Source organism: Nocardia aurantia, from assembly GCF_009604425.1.
Classification (GTDB): Bacteria; Actinomycetota; Actinomycetes; order Mycobacteriales; family Mycobacteriaceae; genus Nocardia; species Nocardia aurantia.
Genome location: NZ_WEGI01000028.1, coordinates 1 through 18,571 on the forward strand (window position 1 = coordinate 1; position 18,571 = coordinate 18,571).

Consider the following 18,571-nt stretch of genomic DNA (forward strand, 5'->3'; position numbering starts at 1 on the left):
CTCACCCGTTCGCCGCTCGTGTACCCGAAGGCCTTACCGCTCGACTTGCATGTGTTAAGCACGCCGCCAGCGTTCGTCCTGAGCCAGGATCAAACTCTCCGTTGAAGACTCTCGAAACACCCCCAAAAGGGCGAATCAAAAAAACTTTCAAAGGCCAGAGTCCGAAAACCCGACAAAAACAACGCCAGCCATAAAAACTGGCTAAATGCCCGACCCTCACACGGGGGTATGAGAATCGGGGCCAAAAAATTTGGCACTGACATTCATCGACACACTATTGAGTTCTCAAAGAACAGGCGCACTCACCATCCAGCCGGACTTACCGACCTTCTGAAGAGGCAACTTTTCCAGCCTAACCACATCAACCCAGGGAGTCAAGCTCCGGGCCCAGTGGACCTTGCATGGTGATCAGGCGCCCATCGTCCGGCCTCGTTTCCCTGAGCCTCTCGGCTTGGGTCGGCGTCCGTGTCGCTCTGACTTGGACTAAGTTACGTGTCGGAAAACGCGGCGTCAAATCCCCAAGACAGCGAGTGTTTGCGCTGGTCACGACGGCGCGATCGGACGATCACACGACCCGGGCCACGCGATTGTGACCCAGGTCATGTCCCGAGTCATCGCCCGGCGCGGAGCATCCCGGCGAAATTCTTCTTGCCGCGGCGCAGGACCAGCCAGCGTCCGTGCAGGTAGTCCGCCTCGCCGGGGATCCAGTCGGGATCGGAGATCCGGGTGTTGTTCACCGACGCGCCGCCTTCGTTCACGGCACGACGCGCCGCGCCGCGGCTGTCCGACAGGCCGGACGCGACCAGCAGATCGACGATCGTGGCGTCCGAGGTGGCCGCCGGGACCGCACCGTCGGTGGCGGCCTCGGAGAGCGCGGCCGACAGGGTCGATTCGTCGAGTTCCTGCAGATCACCACGGCCGAACAGGGCCTGACTGGCCAGTTGCACCGCGCGGGTGTTCGCCTCACCGTGCACGAGGGTGGTCATCTCGGCGGCGAGCCGGCGCTGCGCCTCGCGAGCGTGCGGCCGTTCGGCGGTCGCCTGCTCGAGTTCGGCCAGTTCCTCCCGGTCCAGGAAGGTGAACCAGCGCAGGTACCGGACCACGTCGGCGTCGCCGGTGTTCACGAAGTACTGGTACCAGGCGTACGGGCTGGTCATCTCGGGATCGAGCCACAGGCTGCCGCCGCCGGTCGACTTGCCGAACTTCTTGCCGTCCGCCGAGGTGACCAGCGGCACCGTCAGCGCGTGCACGTGCTCGCCGTCGACCCGGCGGTTCAGCTCGACACCGGCGATGATGTTGCCCCATTGATCCGACCCGCCGACCTGCAGCCGGCAGCCGTGGTTGCGGCGCAGCTGCAGGAAGTCGTTCGCCTGCAGCAGCATGTAGCTGAACTCGGTGTAGGAGATGCCGTCGCCCTCGAGCCGCCGTTTGACGGTGTCGCGGGCCAGCATGACGTTCACCGAGAAGTGCTTGCCGATGTCGCGCAGGAAGTCGACGGTGCTCAGCGAGCCGGTCCAGTCCATGTTGTTCACGATGATCGCGGCGTTCGGCCCGTCGCCCAGGTCGACGAAGCGTTCCAGCTGCCCGCGGATACGGCCCGCCCATTCGGCGACGGTGTCGGTGGAGTTCATGACCCGCTCACCGACATCCCGCGGATCGCCGATGAGGCCGGTCGCGCCGCCGGCGAGCACGATCGGCCGGTGGCCGGCGGCCTGGAAACGCTTCAGCGCGAGCAGCGGCACCAGGTGCCCGGCGTGCAAGCTCGCCGCGGTCGGGTCGAAACCGGCATAGAGGGTGATCGGTCCCTTCGCCGTCTCCGCCCGCAGGGCGTCCGGATCGGTGGACTGTGCGATCAGCCCACGCCAGGTCAGTTCATCGATGATGTCGACGCTCACGTCGTCCTATCTTTCCGCACGTCGCCGAACCGGCTCTGCCCAGGTCGCCGCACACGAGACCGCACCGCCTCCGGAAGAAGTACCGGAGGCGGTGCGGGCGGGTCGAGCGATTTTCAGCGAGCGGTCAGCCGCTCGCGGGCGATCCAGGCGAAGACCACTGCCAGGACCAGGGGGAACACCGACAGCCCCGGATTGTGCAGCTGGAACGCCTGGGTGGCGGCCGCGAGCACGGTGACGATCGACAGGCCGGCGGCCGCGTAGCCGCTCAGCCGCGGCACCAGCAGGCCGATGCCGCCGGAGACCTCGACCACGCCGACGAAGTAGCGGTACCACTCGCCCCAGCCGATGTCCTGGAAGGAGCGCACCGCGTCGGCCTGGCCGATCAGCTTCGGCAGGCCGGAGGCGACGATGAAGAACAGGCCCAGCAGGATCTGCAGGGTCCACAGGACTCGGTTGCGAATCTTGCCGGGCTGCGCGGAGACCTGGGTGGCGGCGGTGGTGGTCATGGCGAATTTCCTTCCGGTGCTTGGCAGTTCGGCTGTCGAACGCGCTCACCGATATAGACGGGGGCAGCCGCGGAAATTCATCGCACCCGGCCGAATTCAGGCGAAGGCGGCCTTCAGCGCCGTCAGATGGACCCGGCTGGCGGTGGCCGCGGCGTCGGCGGCACGGGCCCGGATCGCCTCGAACAGTCGCTCGTGCGCGTCGTGGTCGGCCTCCGGGTCGGCCAGCGGCCGGATGCGCAGCATGTCGAGCATGGCGTGGTGCAGCCTCGGCACGAACGCGTCGAACATCTGCAGCAGCACACCGTTGTGGGCGGCGACGATGACCGTGCGATGGAAGGCGGTGTCGGCGTCGACCAGATCCTCGACCGGATCGCTTGCCGCCGCCCGTTCGGTGAGCGCGCGGCGCATGGCCCGCAGATCCGCGGGGGTGCGCCGGGTGGCGGCGAGCGCCGCGGCCTCCGCCTCGATCGCCAGGCGCGCCTCGATCACCGTGACGATGTCGGCGCGGCGCAGCACCGACTCCCAGTCCTCCACCACGTCCAGCGCGGTCACGAACACGCCGGCACCCTGCCGGCTCTCCAGCACCCCCTGCCCGGCGAGCTCGCGGATCGCTTCCCGCAGGGTCGAACGGCCCACGCCGAGTTGGGCGGCGAGGGTGGTCTCCCCCGGCAGCCGGTGTCCGAGCGGCCACTCCCCGGCGCGGATCCGCCCGAGCAGAACTTCGGCGGCCTGCGCGGCCAGTGGATGCCTCCGGACATGCGGCACGGTGACCCAACCTCTCTACTTGTCTGAGGAGTTTTCGGCGTCTAGTGTAGGCCACATGGCTCAGGGTGTGCTGCTTCTCCTTCTCCGCCGCGGCGGGGTCTGACACGACCGGCACCCCGCTCGCGGGCCGTTGTGCTGTGCCGGTCGACCCCTTCGACGCGAAAGCACTCGCCGACAATCATGACTTCCCACTGGAATCGCCAGCGTTCTTCCGTCATGCCCTCGCATCGGTATTCCGATGTCCATCAGAAGGTTTCGGTGCCACTCACCGAGCGGCAATGGCCGTCGAGCCGGATCACCGCGGCGCCGCTGTGGGTTCCGGTCGACCTGCGCGACGGTAACCAGGCCCTCGCCGAACCGATGGATCCGGAGCGCAAGCGCCGGTTCTTCGAACTCATGGTCGCCATGGGCTACAAGGAGATCGAGGTCGGCTACCCCAGCGCCTCGCAGACCGACTTCGACTTCGTCCGCCTGATCGGCACCGCCGGCCTGGCACCCGAGGACGTGACGATCGTCGTATTCACGCCCGCGCGCAGGGATCTCATCGAGCGCACGGTCGAATCGGTGGCCGGTCTCACGAACGACGTGGTGATCCACATGTATACGGCCACCGCACCGGTGTGGCGGGATGTGGTGCTGGGCCGCTCCCGGGCCGAGGTCGCCGAGCTGATCCGCGCCGGCGGGCGCGACATCCTGGAGTTGGCCGGGGATCGGGAGAACATCCGATTCGAGTTCTCCCCCGAGGTTTTCATGCTCACCGAACCGGATTACGTCCTGGAAGTGTGTGATTCGATGACCACGCTCTGGGATGCCGCCCCGCAGCGGCCGGTGATCCTGAATCTGCCCGCGACCGTGGAGGTCGCGACGCCGAACGTGTACGCGGACCAGATCGAGTACATGCACCGCAACCTGGCGCGCCGCGACAGCGTGATCCTGTCGGTGCACCCGCACAACGATCGCGGCACCGGAATCGCCTGCGCGGAACTGGCGGTCCTGGCCGGGGCGCAGCGGGTGGAGGGCTGTATCTTCGGCAACGGCGAGCGCACCGGCAACGTGGACATCGCCACGCTGGCGCTGAATCTCCATGCGCAGGGGGTGGATCCGATGATCGACTTCTCCGACATCGACGCGATCCGCCGTACCGTGGAGTACTGCACCCGGATGCCGGTGCCCGAGCGGCACCCGTACGTGGGCGATCTGGTGTACACCGCGTTCTCCGGCACCCATCAGGACGCGATCAAGAAGGGTTTCGCCGAGCATCGCGAGCGCGCCGCCCGGATGGGCCGTTCCGAGCGCGAAATCGCTTGGCAGGTACCGTATCTGCCGATCGATCCCGCCGATGTCGGCCGCTCCTACGACGCGGTGATCCGGGTGAACTCGCAATCCGGCAAGGGCGGGATCGCGTATCTGCTGCACACGGAGTACGGCTTGGAACTGCCGCGCCGGTTGCAGATCGACTTCGCGCACCATGTGCAGCGGCACACCGACGACAGCGGCGCGGAGATCTCCGCGGAGACCCTCCTGGAGCTGCTGACCGCGACCTACTTGCCCGACCCGGATCGAATCCTGCTGTCGGACTGCGTGATTCGCGCCGAAGAGGTGGAACTCACCGTCACCGTCGACGATCGGACGCGCGAATTCCGCGTCCCGCTCACCGCACCCACGGAATCGCTGGCGGCCGCACTGGCCTCGGCCGGCGCGGACATCGAGGTGCTCACGGTGACCCATCAGACCCGGCCGGACGGTACCGCGGTCGCCTACCTGGAATATCGCGGCGCCGGAAAGACACGCTGGGCTATCGGTTTCGGCGAGACCACGGTCGAGGCGGCTCTGCACGCCGTCATCGGGGCCGCCGAAGCGGTTCTGCCGGAACGCCGGCCGGTGCGGGTGCACTGATAAGCGTGATGGCGCGCACCATCCGTTCGCGGCGGGTGCGCGCCATCGACCGGCCCTCGGCGATGCAGGCCACCACGGATGCCGCCGTGGCGAGCGCCCCGGCTGTGCTGCGCACGGCTCTCGGCGCTGTGCGCACACGGGATGCCGCTTGAGCACCGATCCGATTCGCCCGGATCGGCACTCAGGCGGAGTGGCCGACAGCGGGGGCTCGGGGGCTGCGGCGGTAGGCGGAGACGGCGGGTGAGGCGGGAAGCCAGAACCGCCAGGGGCGGTCGGCGGCGAGGCTGACGCCGACGCGGGGGCCAGCGGCGATCTCGGTCGGGGCGGGCGGGGTGGAGGGCAACTCCAGGCGGATCGCGGAGGCCGGGTCGAGGAGTGCAGTTCCGTAGTCGGTCAACGTGATTCCGAGGGCGCTGCCGAGATTGCCGGGGCCGCGGGCCAGGTCGTTGTCGGTACGAGCGGTGCGGCGGCGGGTGCGGGCGGTGGCGTGGCCCGCGATCACCTCGCCGGAGCGGAGCAGGGCGGCGCTGGCGGTACCGTCGGGGCCGGTCGTGACATTGATGCAGGTGTGCATGCCGTAGCTGAAGTACACGTAGAGGAAGCCCGGCGGGCCGAACATGACCGTGTTGCGACGGGTGCGGCCGCGCCCGGAGTGCGAGGCCGGATCGGGCCACGGACCGGCCGGGTCGCCGCCGTACGCTTCCACCTCCACGATGCGTACCGCCACCGGACCGGAATGCAGGATCGCGCCCAGCAGGCGCCGCGCCGCCGTCACGGGGTCGACGGCGAGTTCTTCAGCCGACACAGCGGACCATTCTCGCCCATCGCCGCGGATTCACTCGAGCGCCGGGGGTATGTACCGGTCCGACCTGCGCGGGAACACGACGGTAACCCCGCGCGCCGGCGGTCCCAGAGGCCGAGTGCCCGGCTACCGGCCGACGGCGTCCTGCGGATCCGGGTGCGCGAGGTCACGACACCGAAGCCGGTCGCCCGCCGGATCGAGGTGCGCGGCTCGGCGCCGCGCGCCGTCGAGTCCACCCCCGGTAATCCTCGCCACGACAAAGGTTTTCGGCCCGGCAGCGGTCCGCCGGGCCGAGATCGCGCCTCAGCTCGGAACGCTCGCCAGCCAGTGGTCAACGCCGCCGTGACCGGAGCAGGCGCCGCGGCGGTGCTGTGCGAAACCGTATTCGCCGTCCCGGCACTGGACCGTCGCGCCGTCCGGCTGGGTCTGCGATTGCTCGGGGCGGTGCACACAGGCGTGGTCGACGTTCTCGTAATCGCCCGTGGGACAGGAGATGAAGGCCGGCGCGGCCTCCGCCGCCGGGGTGACCAGGGTGGCACCGGTCACGAAGATTCCGGCGATCAGCACGATGCGCCACAAACGGACATCGGCGCAACGCATTTCGTTCTTCACTGATGAAACTCCTACGGCTGTACCAATTTCCGGTCCGTACGCTCGGGCCCGGACGGCCGCAACTCTATTCGCCCGGGTGTTGCCGCGAGGTGCTTATCGGGTCACTGTTCGGACTCGGAGCGCTGCAGACCGGTCAGTTTTTCCGGATTCACCTGGAACCAGATGCGTTGCACGCGACCGTCCACGATCTCGTAGGTGATCGCGCCACCACGGTAGTCGCCGAGCACCACCAGCAGACCGAGTTCGTCGTTGATCACCGCGGCCTCGAGGTGCGCGCCGGCCGAGCTGGGCTTGGCCATCACGCCCAGGAGCCAGCGGGCGACATGGTCGGGGCCGAACAGCGGGCGGCGGGCCGCGGTGACCTTGCCGCCACCGTCGTTCCAGAGGGTGACGTCGGGGGCGAGCAGTTCCATCAGGGCGTTCACGTCCCCGCCGTGGGCCGCGGCGAGAAATTTCCGGGTGATCTCCTCGCGCTCGGCCGAATCCGAGTCGAAGCGGGGACGACGGGACTGCACGTGGCTGCGGGCTCGGTGCGAGATCTGGCGGATCGTCGCCTCCGGGCGGTCGAGGAAACCGGCGATCTCGTTGTGCGAGAAGCCGAATACCTCACGCAACACGAACACCGCGCGCTCGACCGGGGTCAGCGTCTCCAGCAGGACCAGCATCGCGGTCGACACGGTGTCGGCCATCTCGGACTCCTCGGCTGCGTTCGGGACGGTCAGCAGCGGCTCGGGCAGCCACGGGCCGACGTAGTTCTCCCGGACGGCCCGGGCGGAGGTGAGGCGGTTCAGCGACAGGTTCGTCACCGTGCGCACCAGGTAGGATTTCGGATGCTGGACCGAATCATGGTCCACCTCATGCCATTTCAGCCAGGTGTCCTGCAGGATGTCCTCGGCGTCGGTGACCGTGCCCAGCATCCGGTACGCGGTGCCGAACAGCAGGCGCCGGTGTTCGAGGAATGCGTCGGCATCGTCGTGAGTGTCGTCCTGCACGGTGTCATCGTCTCCCAGGGCGTACGGATCCGAACGGCGTTCGGCGCGACCGGAATCCGGTCGCGCCGAGGAGTTCACGCCGCAACCTCGGTGGCTCGTGCCGCGGCGCGGGCGCCGGTGGAGAACTTCGCCGGGACGGCGATCCGCCGGCTCAGCCGGAACGTGGGCCACGGGCTCGAGCTCACGAACTCCTTGTAGAGCACCGCCGCGCGACCGGTCAGGTACCAGGGACCGGGCGTGTCGTCGCCCCGGGTGAACTGGATGACGCCGTCCTTGCGGCCCAGGCTCACCGGCTGGTGAATGTAGCCGAAGCGGAACGGCTTCACGTCCTTGCCGCGCAGCCGCCGTGCGATCGTGTCGGCCACGTACGCGCCGATCGGCATCCCGCTCTGGCAGGTGCCGTGGATATACCCCCACGGCTGCCGGACCGAGGCGGCGTCACCGACGGCGTAGACCTCCGGATGCGAGACCGAGCGCAGCGTGGGATCGGTGACGATCGCGCCACGGGTGTCGGTGGTGATCCCGGCCGCGGCGGCCAGTGCGGGGGCGCGTACACCGGCGGTCCAGAGAACGAGGTCGGAAGGCAGGACCTCGCCGGTGTCGAGTTCGACCGAATCGGGCAGCACCTTCGTGACCTGCACGCCGACCAGGCGATGGATGCCGAAGCGATCCAGGGCGCGGACCAGGTGCGCGCGGGCCTTCGGACCCATCATCGCGCCGGGTTCGCCACTGCTGATCATGGTGACCTCGACGCCGGGATGGCTGTCGGCGATCTCGGTGGCGGCCTCGATTCCGGTCAGTCCGGCGCCGACGACGGTGACCGTGCCGCCGGTCTCGGCCAGGGCGGCGAGACGTTCGGCGAAACCGTGTGCGAACTGCGGGGTGTTCAGGGTCCACGCGTGTTCGGCGGCGCCGGGGACCCGGGTGGTGTCGGTGCTGCTGCCCAGCGCGTAGACGAGCGTGTCGTAGGGCAGGTCGGTGGTGTCGTCGAGGGTGACGCGGCGGGTGGCGGTGTCGATCGCGGTCACCCAGCCGCGCCGGAACTCGATGCCGGTGCCGGCGAGCGCGTCGGGGATGCGCAGATCGGCGAGTTCCTGCCCGGTGGCGATCTGGTGGCTGCGCAGCCGCTCGGTGAACCGCTCGGACGGGTTGACCAGGGTGATGTGGACCGGCATCCGGCGGGTGCGGTGGGCCAGGCGGACGGCGGCCAGCATGCCGGTGTAGCCGGCGCCGAGGACGACGATCTCGTGGGTCGGGGTGGCGTTCATCGTTGCTCCCAGGGGTGTGAATTCGATGTCGGCCATGGGACAAGGCAGCCGGGCCGGTCGTGACACCCGAACATGTGATGCACACCACCATCACGAGGGGGCTCGGAACAGGAAGACCGGCCTCGCGGGTTGACTCGTCCAGAGCAGACCGCCCCCGAACCAGCGAGGATTCCATGACCGTGCAGGTCGAGATCTGGACCGACATCAACTGCCCGTTCTGCTACCTGGGCAAACGCCGGTTCGAGGAGGCGCTGCACGATTTTCCGCATCGGGACGCCGTGCGGGTCGTGCATCGGTCCTTCGAACTGGATCCGACCCTGCCCACCGGGCACAGCGAGGCGGTGGTCCCGCACATCGCGCACAAGTACGGCATCAGCGAGGCGCAGGCCGAGGCGAACGAACGCGGCTTGGGCGCGCAGGCCGAGGCGATGGGTCTCCCCTATCGGACCGACGGCCGCGATTTCGGCAACAGCTTCGACATGCACCGGCTGTTGCAGTACGCGCTGGCCCACGGCACGCAGGAACAGATGCTGGACGCGCTCTACCGCGGCAACTTCGCCGAGGCGCAGCCGCTGTTCGGTGACTCGGACCGTTTGGTGAAGCTGGCGGTGGAGGCCGGATTCGACGAGGCGGAGGTCCGCGCGGTGCTCGCCGATCCGGACGCCTACGCGGACGCGGTCCGCGACGACGAGCGCGAGGCCGCGCGCCTCGGCGCCACCGGGGTTCCGTTCTTCGTCTTCGACCGCAAATACGGCGTTTCGGGTGCGCAGCCGGCGGAGGTGTTCGGGCAGGTGCTGGAGCGAGCGTGGTCCGACCACGCTCCGGCGCTGGAGGTCGTCGGTGACGCGGACGCCTGCGGGCCCGACGGGTGCGCGCTGCCGGATCAGGGCTGAATCACCGGGTGCGAACCATCCGGCCTGATCGCGGCTCCGCTCGATCAGCGGGGCATGACCGCCGGGCGTGGACGACCGTTCGAGCGGACCGGGCGGAGGGCGCGCCCGGCCACACCGCTCAGCCGTCTCGGCGGACCACTCGCAACAGGGTGGTCGCGGGGCTGGCGTAGATGCTGCTCTCGCCGCTGCGCAGGCCGATGTAGTCGTCTGCCACGACGGCAGAGAAGGCGGCCACCAGCAAGACGGCCAGTTGCGCCCATCCGGCCCAGGCGATACCGATCGGCGCGATCGCCAGCACGACCGGCACGGCGGCCAAGCGGGTCCAGGCGCGCGGTAGCCCGAGTGCCATCCGGAACAATGCCTGCCCCAGGAAGAATAAAGCGATTCCGCCCGACAACGACCATGCCGCAGGCCAATTCGACGGGCCGTGCCCGTGCGCCACGGTCAGCCGAATTCCCGCCGCTGTCACGACGATTCCGATCAGCAGCGGGTACATGGCGTAACCGTAGGCCAGGACCGCCGGACGCACCCGCGCCGTCCGGGGCAGTGCCTCGAGCGCCAGTTCCCCGCGCTCGTCGTCGAAACCGAAATAGGCCCACCACAATACGTAGGCCAACCCGAGCCCCAGTGCGACGGTCGTCACCAGACCGACACCGATCTCCGCACCCGTCAGGGCAGCGCCGACGGCCACCACCGATTCGCCCAGAGCGACGATGATCACCAGCCCGTGGCGTTCGGCGAAATGACTTGCCCGGATGACGAATCCACCGGTGTCGACGAGATACGGGGTGACGATCTGCACCACCAGGGCCGCACCCCAGATCAGATAACGGGGCCATCCGTGCACCAGCCCACCGGCGAGTACCAGCCCGGCCGACAGCAGATTCAACGGGGCGATCCGCAGAATCGCCGAGCTCGCCGAGCGGCCACCGTTCGAGTAGAACAGGCCGGTGTGCACGGTGTTCACCACGAAATACCCGATGCCGAAGGCCAGCCCCGAACCGGTGAACGCCTCGGGCACCGCGAGCGCGACGATGAAGAATCCCAGCATCCCCACCAACAGCCAGCTTCGCCGCACCGTACTGCTCGGGGCCACTTCGTTGGTGAGGAAGACATAGCCCGAATACATCCACCAAATGGGACCGAACATCAGTGCCACCCGGCCCAATTCGAGCCAGCCGGGATGTTCGCTGAAGGCGTGGGTCAACTGGGTGATGGTGAAGACGAACACCAGGTCGAAGAACAGCTCCAGGGTGGAGGCGCGGAGCTGCCCGCCCTCGGCCGCATCTGCCTGGGCGGATACATCGTTGCTCACGCGGTGACAGTAGACGACCAGGGCACCGTGCGCATCGGGAGAATCCCGCTCCCTCCCGGCGATCGCCCTCGCCGTATCGGCGCGGCGGTCATCCGCCGGCCCAGCGAGGAGTCGGGTCATCGATTCGAAATCGTACGGGCGGAATTCATTTTCCTGCGATATATTCCGGTTCGACACTGGTCGGTTTCGGCTTGGGGGGCGGTATTCGGCCGGATATGGGCTGAATTTTCCTGCCGTACCGCATGAACACCAATTCGTGACCTCGGAATCGAAACGGCGCGACGGTGCGTTCTGCTCTAATCGATGGTGCGGCGTGACCGAAACAGACTGCGCCGCACGGTAATTGCGCTTGCGCATCGGAAGGAATTCGTCGTGCCGTTCACTTTGTCACCCAACCAGAATTTCACCGATCACGTACCTCCCCCGCCGGCGGGAGGAGGTCCCGCACACACCGCGGTCGTGGTCGTCCAACCGACGGCCGACGGCAATCCGACCCCGAATTTCACTGTCGAGGTGCAATTCGGCGAGTCGGTGCCGAGCGAGAATCCCCGGGACCTCCGGACGCGGGAGATCACCGGCCGGACGGTGATGGTCATGCGTTGGTACAACACCGTCACCTGGAGTCATCCACCGCAGTTCGGCGCACCGGGCGCCTGGGTCGGAACCCGCACCTTCGACCTCGGCGGCGCGCCGGTCGAGGACAGTTTCCGGATCAGGAACCTGGGTCCGGGCGACATCCAGGTGACGATCACCTAGGACGATTCGGCGGGCTTCGACCGCCGAAGGTGGCGCGATGGAGCCGTCGCCGGAACGGGCACGATAATCGGGCGATGGAGATATCGCTGCCGTGGCGCCGGTGGTCACTGTGGTGAGCACGGTGGCGGCGGTCGCCGGCGCGGCGGTCCTGGCCGTCGTTGTTCTGATGTTGTGGCTGCGTACGCAGCGGGTTGTGACGACGCCGGCGGAGCGGGCGGTTCATTCGGCGTTGCACACCGCTTCGCTGGCCGCGGTCCCGTTACGACGGGGGCTCACGGTGGCGTCCGCGGGGGCCGCCGCACCGCATCTGCGGAACCTGACCGGGGCCGCGGCGCTGGGTGTGACGGATGCCGACGGTGTCCTGCTGGCGTGGGAGGGCGGGCACGGCGATCTCGTGGCCGCGCTCACCGACGCCGCGAAGCGCGCGGTGGACGGCGGTCGCGCGGTCCTGGCGCGTGGCGAGGGGAGTCAGGATGCGGCGGTACGGACCGTGATCGTTCAGCCACTGGTTGTCGACGACTCGAGCGTCGCGGGGGCGCTGGGGGTGGTGCTCACCGGGCCGCCGGGGCCGGGGCGGCTCGGCGCTCTGGCGGATGTCGCCCGGTATGTCTGTGGTCAGCTCGAGCTGGCCGAACTGGACGCTTCGCGGGCGCGGCTGGACCGCGCCGAGGTGCGGGCGTTGCGGGCGCAGATCAGTCCGCATTTCATCTACAACGCGCTGAACACGGTCGCCTCGTTCGTCCGGACGGATCCCGATCGGGCGCGGGAGTTGATTCTCGAATTCGCGGATTTCACTCGATATTCCTTCCGGGCCGCCGGTGAATTCACGGTTCTGGCCGAGGAATTACGCAACATCGAACGGTATCTGGCGTTGGAGCGCGCTCGTTTCGGGGACGCGTTGCAGGTGCGGCTGCAGATCGCGCCGGAGGTGCTGGGCGTGGTGTTGCCGTTTCTCGCGCTGCAGCCGCTGGTCGAGAACGCGGTACGGCACGGGCTGGCGGGCAGGCCGGGGGGCGGTACCGTGACGATCGTCGCGAACGACGCGGGCACCGACTGTGTGATCAGCGTGGAGGACGACGGGGTGGGTATGGATCCCGAGTTGTTGCGGTCCGGTGCCCTCGACGCCGTCGCGGGCGGGACCGGGCCGGGGAAGTCCGACGAATCCGCGCACGTCGGGCTCGCCAACGTCGACGATCGGCTGCGTGCCGCGTTCGGGAACGACTACGGCCTGGTCGTGGAGACCGCGCCGGGCGCGGGCACCAAGGTCAGCCTGCGGGTGCCGAAGTTCCGGGTGGGGGTGCGGGCGTGATCGTGCGGACGGGCTGTTCGGGCTGGTGCTTATCATGGGTGGATTGTGAGGCGAACCACCGAAGGAGCCGGCGTGGCGCTGCGAGTGCTGGCCGTCGACGACGAGAAACCGGCCCTGGACGAGTTGGTGTATCTGTTGCGTGGCCAGCCGGAGATCGGCGAGGTGCACAGCGCCTGCGACGCGACCACCGCATTGCGCCTGCTGCGCGCGCATCCGGTGGACGCGGTATTCCTCGACATCAACATGCCCGGCCTGGACGGGATGGAACTCGCGGGAATTCTGTCGGAATTCGCGCATCCGCCGGCCGTGGTGTTCGTGACCGCGCACGACGATCGTGCGGTGGCGGCCTTCGACCTCGGAGCCGTGGACTATCTGCTCAAACCGTTGCGCGACCAGCGGCTGGGTGAGGCGGTGCGACGCATCCTGGCCGCGCGGGGCACCGTGCCCGCGAGCGCGGCCGGGCCGCGAAGGGATCCGGACGAGGTCATCGCGGTCGAACTCGGCGGAGTGACGACGCTGGTGCCGCGCGCGGCGGTGCACTGGGTGGAGGCCGATGGCGACTACGCCCGCCTGCATACCGACACCGGTTCGCACCTGGTGCGAATTCCGTTGTCCGAGTTGGAATCCCGGTGGGGCGGTGCGGGATTCCTGCGCGTGCACCGCTCGTATCTGGTGGCGCTGGGAGCTGTGACCGGATTGCGTGCGGTCGGGACGGGGACAGTGGTGTGCCTGCGGACGGGAGATGCCGCGGCCGCGGTGGAACTGCCGGTCAGCAGACGGCAGGTCCGCGAGCTCAGGCAGCGGCTGGTGCGACCGCGGCGGGCCGGGCGATGACCGGCCCGCAGCCGCGTCCGGCCCGGCAGCGGGTGGTGCTGGCCGAACGTCGTGGCGCGCGCCGGGTGCGGACCCGGGTCGAGGTGGCCGAGCAGACCGAGATCGGCGCCGCCCTGGTCGACGGCCTGATCCGCGCCCAGGTGGGTCTGGCGGTCCGCATGGGGCTGGTCACCGCGCTCCTGCTGGGATCGTTGCCGCTGCTGTTCGCCGTCGGCGGGCTGGGGTCGACGGCCGTGTTCGGAATCCGGCTGCCGTGGGTGCTGCTCGGCGCCGTCGTCTATCCGCTGTTGTTCGGTGTCGGGCTGATCTTCGTCCGCTCGGCGGAACGCAACGAGAACGATTTCCTCGACCTGGCCGAGGACTGAGTGGGCGTGCGGACCGGGACAGCGTCGGTACCGATCGTCGTCGCGCTGGTGCTGGCGGCGGTCGCGACCGTGGCGATCGGCGTCCACGGCGTGCGGCTGGCCCGGACCACGTCGGATTTCCTCGTCGCTTCGCGCAGTGTCGGGCCGCGCTGGAACGCGGCCGCGATTTCCGGCGAATATCTCTCGGCGGCATCGTTTCTCGGCGTCGCCGGGCTGATCGCGAAATTCGGCGCCGACGCGCTGTGGTATCCGGTGGGTTTCACGGCCGGATATCTCGCGCTGTTGTTGTTCGTGGCGGCGCCGTTGCGGCGGTCGGGCGCCTACACCGTGCCCGATTTCGCGGAATTCCGCCTCGGCTCGGTCCGGCTGCGCCGGCTGGCCGCGACGACCGTCGTGGTCATCTGCGCGGTGTACCTGATACCGCAGTTCCAGGGGGCGGGCCTGACCCTGCGGATTCTGCTCGGCGTGCCGGGCTGGGTCGGCGCGGTGGCAGTGGGCGTCATCGTGATCGCCAATGTGACCAGCGGTGGGATGCGGTCGACCACTCTGGTCCAGGCTTTCCAGTACTGGCTCAAACTCACTGCCGTGGCGCTGCCGGCCCTGGTGCTGCTCGGGCATTTCCTCGGCCCGGACCGGCCGCCGAGCCCGGCGGCGCCACCGGTCGTCACCCGGCCGACCACCGTCGACATCACCACCGATGTCCGGGTGGGAGTCGGTGCGGCGCAACGGGTCTCGATCATCGGGAGGCTCGACGGACACGCGGTCGACGGACCGACCGTGCTGGCGGCCGGACCGCACGAGCTGGGATCCGGCACGCGGCTGATACTGGCGGCCGGCGACGCCGTGCCCGTGGTGGCCGGCGCCCCGGCCGACGGCGGCACCTGGCTTTCGCCGGGGCACGGATTCGGCGGGAAACACCCGCTGTACCAGGTGTATTCGCTGATGATCGCGACGTTCCTCGGCACCATGGGGCTGCCGCACGTGCTGGTGCGCTTCTACACCAACGCCGACGGCCGCGCCGCCCGCACCACCGCACTCGCCGTGATCGGGCTGGTCGGCGTCTTCTATCTGTTTCCCGTCCTGCTCGGGGTGTTCGCGCGGCTGTCCGTGCCGCAGTTGCTGATCACCGGGACCTCCGACGCGGCGGTGGTCCTGCTGCCGGGATCCGTCCTGTCCGGGCTGCCGGGACAGCTGCTCGCGGCGCTGGTCGCGGCCGGTGCGATGGCGGCGTTCCTGTCCACCTCATCCGGGTTGCTGGTCAGCCTCGCCGGCGTGCTCAGCACCGACGTGCTGCGCGGGCGGATCCGCGATTTCCGGGCGGCCGCGCTGGTGGCGGGCACGATCCCGCTCGGCCTGTCGATGCTGGTGACCACTCTCGACGTGTCCCGCACGGTCGCGCTGGCCTTCTCCGTCGCGGCCGCCACGCTGTGCCCGTTGCTGCTGCTGGGTGTGTGGTGGCGTGGGCTCACCGCCGCCGGGGCCGCGACAGGGCTGATCGCCGGCGGTGTCAGCGCGGGTACCGCAACCACGATCTCGGTACTCGGCGGGGTGTCCGACGAGTTGGCCGGCGGGTGGCCGGCCACGGTGCTCGGCTATCCGGCGGCCGTCAGTACCCCGCTCGCCTTCGCCACCATGATCATCGTCAGCAAGTGCACCCGGGGGCAGGATCCGGAACTGGTCACCCGGATCTTCGCGCGGCTGCACGCACCCGAACGCCTCGGGATGGGCGCCGATCGCGAGCGGGCGCTGCGCCCACGGTAAGTGGGCGCAGCCGCTACCGTTCGTCGCGTCCCACCGACCGCTCGGCGCACAGTCGCCCGCGTTCGTCGAGTGACCCTGGGCACATTCACCGCCCGACGGGCGCGGTCGCTAGCGTCACGCACCGTAATGCCCGTCACATGGTAGGACCACGATGACCGATATCGACGCCGCCGCGGCGGCACCGAAACCGACGCCGGATGCGGAGGATTTCGAGACCGTCCGCTCGAGCCCGCAATTCCAGGAACTGCGAACCCGGTTGCGGCGGTTCGTGTTTCCGATGACCGCCATATTCCTGGTCTGGTACCTCGGCTATGTGCTGCTCGGTGCCTACGCCCACGACTTCATGGCCACCAAGGCATTCGGTGATATCAATATCGGATTGCTCCTCGGACTGGCGCAATTCGTCTCGACCTTCGTGATCACCGGACTGTACGTCCGCTTCGCCGGTCGGCAACTCGACCCCCGCGCGGCCGTCATCCGCGAGCGCCTCGAAGGGACACCGGCATGAACCACACCTATCTCGCCGCAGCCGCGACCGTGGGCAACCCCGCCACGAACATCGCGATCTTCTGTGCCTTCGTCGCGATCACCATGGTCGTGGTCGTCCGGGCCAGCCGCAATTCCCGCACCGCGGCCGACTATTTCACCGGTGGCCGCGGCTTCACCGGTCCGCAGAACGGCATCGCCATCGCCGGCGACTATCTTTCCGCCGCAAGCTTTCTCGGCATCGCGGGCGCAATCGCGGTGTACGGGTACGACGGATTCCTCTATTCCATCGGATTTCTGGTCGCCTGGCTGGTCGCACTGCTGCTGGTCGCCGAATCGCTGCGCAACACCGGCAAATTCACCATGGCCGACGTGCTCAGCTTCCGGCTGCGCCAGGGCCCGGTGCGCACCGCCGCGGCGCTGACCACCCTGGCGGTGTCGCTGTTCTATCTGCTCGCGCAGATGGCCGGGGCCGGCGGGCTGGTGGCGTTGCTGCTCGGGATCACCAGCAGGGCAGGGCAATCCGTCGTCATCGCCGTCGTCGGTGTCCTCATGATCGTGTACGTGCTCGTCGGCGGCATGAAGGGCACCACCTGGGTGCAGATCATCAAAGCGGTACTGCTCATCGCCGGCGCGGCCCTGATGACGGTCATGGTGCTCGGCAAGTACGGCTTCGACGTCTCGCACATCCTGCATTCGGCCCAGGAATCGGTGTCCGGCTCCGCGAACAAGGCGGTGGCGAAGCGCGACGTGCTCGCCCCCGGCGCACAGTACGGCGGCAACGCCACCTCGAAGTTGAACTTCGTGTCCCTCGGTCTGGCGCTGGTCCTGGGCACCGCGGGCCTGCCGCACGTGCTGATGCGGTTCTACACCGTGCCGACCGCGAAAGAGGCCCGCCGCTCGGTGGTCTGGGCGATCGGACTGATCGGCGCCTTCTACCTGTTCACGCTGGTGCTCGGCTACGGTGCGGCCGCGATCGTCGGACCCGACCGGATCCTCGCCGCCGCCGGCGGGCAGAACTCCGCCGCGCCGCTGCTGGCGTTCGAACTCGGCGGCGTCGTCCTGCTGGGTGTGATCTCCGCGGTCGCGTTCGCGACCATCCTCGCCGTCGTCGCCGGCCTCACGATCACCGCCGCAACCTCTTTCGCCCACGACATCTATGCCGGAGTCGTCAAGCGCGGCGTGGTCGACGAGACCAGGCAGGTTCGGGTGTCACAGATCGCGGCGGTCGTGATCGGCCTGCTCGCCATCGGCCTCGGCATCCTCGCGAACGGGCAGAACATCGCGTTCCTGGTGGCCCTCGCGTTCGCGGTGGCCGCCGCGGCGAATCTGCCGACCATCCTCTTCTCACTGTTCTGGCGGCGGTTCAACACCACCGGCGCGCTGTGGAGTATGTACGGCGGACTGGTGTCGACCCTCGTGCTGATCGTGTTCTCGCCCGCGGTGTCCGGGAACAAGACCGCGATGATCCCCAGCGCCGACTTCGACTGGTTCCCGCTGTCCAATCCCGGAATCGTTTCCATCCCACTGGCTTTCGTACTCGCCGTGATCGGCACGCTGGTCGGCTCGCCGGACCGGACCGGTAAGGACGCCGAGATGGAGGTCCGATCCCTCACCGGCGTCGGCGCCGAGACGGCCCTCGCGCACTGATCGAAACATCGACGTCAGCAACAACTCTCGAATCAGGAGATCAAGGTGAGCAATGCAGCGGCCGGTCGTGACAGTGCCGACGGTGATGCGGGCCGGCCCGGAAGCTGGTCACCCGCAACGGAGTTCGCTGGCGCGGCGGATGTCCATGCCGGGCTGTACGACCGTGCTGCTGCCGATCGGGAGGCGTTCTGGGCCGAGCAGGCCGAGCGCCTGCACTGGCATAAGCCGTTCACCCGGGTCCTGGACTGGGACGACGCCCCGGTCGCGCGCTGGTTCGCCGACGGCAAACTCAACGTCGCCTACAACTGCGTCGACCGGCATGTGCTCGACGGGCACGGCGAACAGGTCGCGATCCGCTGGGAGGGTGAGCCGGGCGACTCCCGCGACATCACCTACGCGCAGTTGCTCGTGGAGGTGTCGCAGGCCGCCAACTACTTCACCGGGCTGGGCCTGGTGGCCGGCGACC

General features: G+C 68.7%; 19 protein-coding genes and 1 rRNA gene. 11 read left to right on the forward strand and 9 right to left on the reverse strand.

Going from position 1 to position 18,571, the window contains the following annotated elements:
* The 4 genes from NRB56_RS37705 to NRB56_RS37720 form a co-directional block, all read right to left on the reverse strand.
* Positions 1-105, reverse strand: a 16S ribosomal RNA gene (locus NRB56_RS37705); the annotation flags it as partial.
* Positions 106-611: 506 nt separating this feature from the next.
* Positions 612-1,895, reverse strand: a complete 1,284-nt coding sequence (gene tyrS / locus NRB56_RS37710) for a tyrosine--tRNA ligase (RefSeq protein WP_319944104.1) — start codon at positions 1,893-1,895, stop codon at positions 612-614.
* 113 nt (positions 1,896-2,008) lie between these two features.
* Entirely contained in the window at positions 2,009-2,401 is a 393-nt protein-coding gene (locus tag NRB56_RS37715) for a DoxX family protein (protein ID WP_153349172.1), read from the reverse strand.
* 96 nt (positions 2,402-2,497) lie between these two features.
* A complete protein-coding gene (locus NRB56_RS37720; protein ID WP_319944105.1) occupies positions 2,498-3,166 on the reverse strand; it encodes a FadR/GntR family transcriptional regulator in 669 nt (222 codons plus the stop codon).
* 216 nt (positions 3,167-3,382) lie between these two features.
* On the opposite strand from NRB56_RS37720, the gene NRB56_RS37725 reads away from it, so the two are divergent.
* Together NRB56_RS37725 and NRB56_RS37730 are read left to right on the forward strand one after the other, a co-directional pair.
* Complete coding sequence (locus NRB56_RS37725; RefSeq protein WP_153349173.1) at positions 3,383-5,062, forward strand: 2-isopropylmalate synthase; 1,680 nt, start codon at positions 3,383-3,385, stop codon at positions 5,060-5,062.
* 8 nt (positions 5,063-5,070) lie between these two features.
* The gene (locus tag NRB56_RS37730) at positions 5,071-5,214 is read left to right on the forward strand and encodes a hypothetical protein (protein WP_153349174.1); all 144 of its coding nucleotides are present in this window, start codon (positions 5,071-5,073) and stop codon (positions 5,212-5,214) included.
* 29 nt (positions 5,215-5,243) lie between these two features.
* Here the strand turns inward: NRB56_RS37730 and NRB56_RS37735 are convergent, their stop codons facing one another.
* The 4 genes from NRB56_RS37735 to NRB56_RS37750 all read right to left on the reverse strand — a co-directional run bounded on the left by NRB56_RS37735 (position 5,244) and on the right by NRB56_RS37750 (position 8,736).
* Positions 5,244-5,867 (reverse strand): DNA-3-methyladenine glycosylase, encoded by a 624-nt coding sequence (locus tag NRB56_RS37735; RefSeq protein WP_319944106.1) that lies wholly within the window; start codon positions 5,865-5,867, stop codon positions 5,244-5,246.
* A 300-nt stretch (positions 5,868-6,167) separates the two neighbouring features.
* Positions 6,168-6,476 (reverse strand): DUF3761 domain-containing protein, encoded by a 309-nt coding sequence (locus NRB56_RS37740; RefSeq protein WP_319944107.1) that lies wholly within the window; start codon positions 6,474-6,476, stop codon positions 6,168-6,170.
* A gap of 101 nt (positions 6,477-6,577) precedes the next feature.
* Positions 6,578-7,468: an RNA polymerase sigma-70 factor gene (locus NRB56_RS37745; protein ID WP_319944108.1), complete on the reverse strand. Its 891-nt coding sequence runs from the start codon at positions 7,466-7,468 to the stop codon at positions 6,578-6,580.
* A 74-nt stretch (positions 7,469-7,542) separates the two neighbouring features.
* Positions 7,543-8,736 (reverse strand): NAD(P)/FAD-dependent oxidoreductase, encoded by a 1,194-nt coding sequence (locus NRB56_RS37750; RefSeq protein ID WP_153349175.1) that lies wholly within the window; start codon positions 8,734-8,736, stop codon positions 7,543-7,545.
* 173 nt (positions 8,737-8,909) lie between these two features.
* On the opposite strand from NRB56_RS37750, the gene NRB56_RS37755 reads away from it, so the two are divergent.
* A complete protein-coding gene (locus NRB56_RS37755; protein WP_153349176.1) occupies positions 8,910-9,629 on the forward strand; it encodes a DsbA family oxidoreductase in 720 nt (239 codons plus the stop codon).
* 118 nt (positions 9,630-9,747) lie between these two features.
* Here NRB56_RS37755 and NRB56_RS37760 read toward each other — a convergent pair whose 3' ends face one another.
* Entirely contained in the window at positions 9,748-10,944 is a 1,197-nt protein-coding gene (locus NRB56_RS37760; protein WP_319944109.1) for a low temperature requirement protein A, read from the reverse strand.
* A 372-nt stretch (positions 10,945-11,316) separates the two neighbouring features.
* On the opposite strand from NRB56_RS37760, the gene NRB56_RS37765 reads away from it, so the two are divergent.
* From NRB56_RS37765 to NRB56_RS37800, 8 genes are all read left to right on the forward strand, one after another.
* A complete protein-coding gene (locus tag NRB56_RS37765; RefSeq protein WP_153349177.1) occupies positions 11,317-11,700 on the forward strand; it encodes a hypothetical protein in 384 nt (127 codons plus the stop codon).
* A gap of 109 nt (positions 11,701-11,809) precedes the next feature.
* Positions 11,810-13,009: a sensor histidine kinase gene (locus NRB56_RS37770; RefSeq protein WP_406603580.1), complete on the forward strand. Its 1,200-nt coding sequence runs from the start codon at positions 11,810-11,812 to the stop codon at positions 13,007-13,009.
* Between the two features lie 72 nt (positions 13,010-13,081).
* Positions 13,082-13,843, forward strand: coding sequence for a LytR/AlgR family response regulator transcription factor (locus NRB56_RS37775; protein ID WP_319944110.1), 762 nt, complete (start codon positions 13,082-13,084; stop codon positions 13,841-13,843).
* Entirely contained in the window at positions 13,840-14,208 is a 369-nt protein-coding gene (locus NRB56_RS37780) for a hypothetical protein (protein WP_153349178.1), read from the forward strand. Before NRB56_RS37775 ends, NRB56_RS37780 begins: the two co-directional genes overlap by 4 nt.
* 6 nt (positions 14,209-14,214) lie before the next feature.
* On the forward strand, positions 14,215-15,969 hold the full coding sequence (locus NRB56_RS37785) for a sodium/solute symporter (protein ID WP_319944111.1): 1,755 nt from the start codon (positions 14,215-14,217) through the stop codon (positions 15,967-15,969).
* A gap of 151 nt (positions 15,970-16,120) precedes the next feature.
* The gene (locus tag NRB56_RS37790) at positions 16,121-16,477 is read left to right on the forward strand and encodes a DUF485 domain-containing protein (protein WP_153349179.1); all 357 of its coding nucleotides are present in this window, start codon (positions 16,121-16,123) and stop codon (positions 16,475-16,477) included.
* The gene (locus NRB56_RS37795; RefSeq protein WP_153349180.1) at positions 16,474-18,105 is read left to right on the forward strand and encodes a solute symporter family protein; all 1,632 of its coding nucleotides are present in this window, start codon (positions 16,474-16,476) and stop codon (positions 18,103-18,105) included. The genes NRB56_RS37790 and NRB56_RS37795 overlap by 4 nt, the downstream gene beginning before the upstream one ends.
* Positions 18,106-18,150: 45 nt before the next feature.
* On the forward strand, positions 18,151-18,571 hold a 421-nt coding region (locus NRB56_RS37800; protein ID WP_319944112.1), incomplete at its 3' end, for an acetyl-coenzyme A synthetase N-terminal domain-containing protein.

Bases quoted from the DNA above. Each gene is read 5' to 3' on its own strand.
- NRB56_RS37715 (WP_153349172.1), bottom strand. From the start codon at position 2,401: ATGACCACCACCGCCGCCACCCAGGTCTCCGCGCAGCCCGGCAAGATT.
- NRB56_RS37725 (WP_153349173.1), top strand. From the start codon at position 3,383: ATGCCCTCGCATCGGTATTCCGATGTCCATCAGAAGGTTTCGGTGCCA.
- NRB56_RS37730 (WP_153349174.1), top strand. From the start codon at position 5,071: ATGGCGCGCACCATCCGTTCGCGGCGGGTGCGCGCCATCGACCGGCCC.
- NRB56_RS37750 (WP_153349175.1), bottom strand. From the start codon at position 8,736: ATGAACGCCACCCCGACCCACGAGATCGTCGTCCTCGGCGCCGGCTAC.
- NRB56_RS37755 (WP_153349176.1), top strand. From the start codon at position 8,910: ATGACCGTGCAGGTCGAGATCTGGACCGACATCAACTGCCCGTTCTGC.
- NRB56_RS37780 (WP_153349178.1), top strand. From the start codon at position 13,840: ATGACCGGCCCGCAGCCGCGTCCGGCCCGGCAGCGGGTGGTGCTGGCC.
- NRB56_RS37790 (WP_153349179.1), top strand. From the start codon at position 16,121: ATGACCGATATCGACGCCGCCGCGGCGGCACCGAAACCGACGCCGGAT.
- NRB56_RS37795 (WP_153349180.1), top strand. From the start codon at position 16,474: ATGAACCACACCTATCTCGCCGCAGCCGCGACCGTGGGCAACCCCGCC.